This window comes from Dactylosporangium sp. NPDC049140, from assembly GCF_040648435.1.
This window is the reverse complement of sequence record NZ_JBEZDS010000161.1, coordinates 1-1,343: the sequence shown is the minus strand read 5'-3', so window position 1 is coordinate 1,343 and position 1,343 is coordinate 1. Positions and strand designations below refer to the sequence as shown.

General features: G+C 59.0%; 2 protein-coding genes. Both read left to right on the top strand.

Translation table 11 applies throughout. The features are described 5' to 3' along the window. Window positions 1–385, top strand: a 385-nt coding sequence (locus tag AB0B76_RS58985) for a hypothetical protein (protein WP_360395211.1), incomplete at its 5' end; no start/stop codon positions are given. An 86-nt stretch (window positions 386–471) separates the two neighbouring features. Beyond that, window positions 472–1,338 carry a hypothetical protein gene (locus AB0B76_RS58980; protein ID WP_360395208.1) on the top strand — a complete coding sequence of 289 codons (867 nt, stop codon included), beginning with the start codon at window positions 472–474 and terminating at the stop codon, window positions 1,336–1,338. Window positions 1,339–1,343: the final 5 nt, after the last annotated feature.

Here is a 1,343-nt window from a genome sequence, read left to right as displayed (position 1 = left end):
CAGATTTGCGGACCGCAATGACCCCAAGTCGTTGCAGCCAAAAATCTCTGAGGAGCGGGCTGACGCTATGTGGGAGGTGTTCAAGGGTAATCCCGGATTCAAACAAAACATTGCGAACGATCATGCGTTGAGGAATGATAAGACCTTCAGTCCTTTCGTCTCCGTCTCTCGCGATCCCGAGGCGTTCGTGCAAACGTCGGATTGGACGGTCAGGAGTGACGTTATTGAACAGGCTCCCGATATTGGTCATCTCCGAGTTCCGGCGAACAGGCTGGTCACTCCGACGAATAAGCTTTCAGGGAGAGAGACGGAAGCGTTGTTTGACGGACATGATCTCGGTAGTTTCAATGTTGGCTGGACTGCGAATCCATACCGAAGGGGTTGACCTGTGGTCGCTCGAGGGCGCGCCCGGTCTGTCTGTCGAACGGACGCGCTGGAATCGACCGCAATTCCGGCGTAAGCTCTACAGCTATGGCCGATATTGAGTGGGATCCGGACGACGTGCTGGTCACGATCGGCCACTCTTGGGGTGATTTTGAAGTGCCGTTGATGGAGTGGATGGCTCGCGGCCCAGGCCCTCGGAACATGACGCGGCCCGAATCCGCACGATCGCGATCGACGGGCAAGCCACTTCCGTTGGCGGTTATCCCGCTGGAATACCGCAACGATGCCCACTCGCGCGCACTCATCGCCGCGGGCAGGATCAAGTCTCCATGGCAAGACACACCATGGGACGTGGATAACTGGGGCGAGAAGCCCTACGAAATCGGTGGCCCTCGACCTTTCCCTCAATCGGTCCCACAGCCCGAACAGGTGGACCGCCTCATCGAACGCGTCTTCAGTATTGCGCCACAAGGTCTCGCGGGCGAGGAGGCCGCGCGCCTGGTGCTCGCCGAAATTCCGGAATTCAGAAGCGCCGCGGCCCTTGTCGTACGAAGGCTTGCGGGCCAGACTCGGTGGGACGAGTTCGAAACTATTGTCGGCCTCGCTGCTGCGGGCGGGCTTGTCGATATCAGCCCGGTGCTATGCGAACTGCTGGTGTCGAACGTCAGGCCGCCTCACCCCGAACGCATCGTGGACGTACTTAGTGCTTTTCGGTACGACGACGCCGTGGAACTGCTCGAAAGCCTGGTCGGTCAATTCGTGTATGCAGATGAGGATCTTTTCAAAGCCCGACGTTGCCTTCGTGCGCTGGCTGTAATAAGCGAGCAGTCCCGGATTCGTTTGACGCTGATCTCCTGGAGTCGCGAATGGCCGCCACCCATACCACGATGGGCTGCTGAGGAGTTGGAGAAGACGGGAGAGCGGATTCCGTCACCCTTTCGCCCGGACGCCTGAGCCAC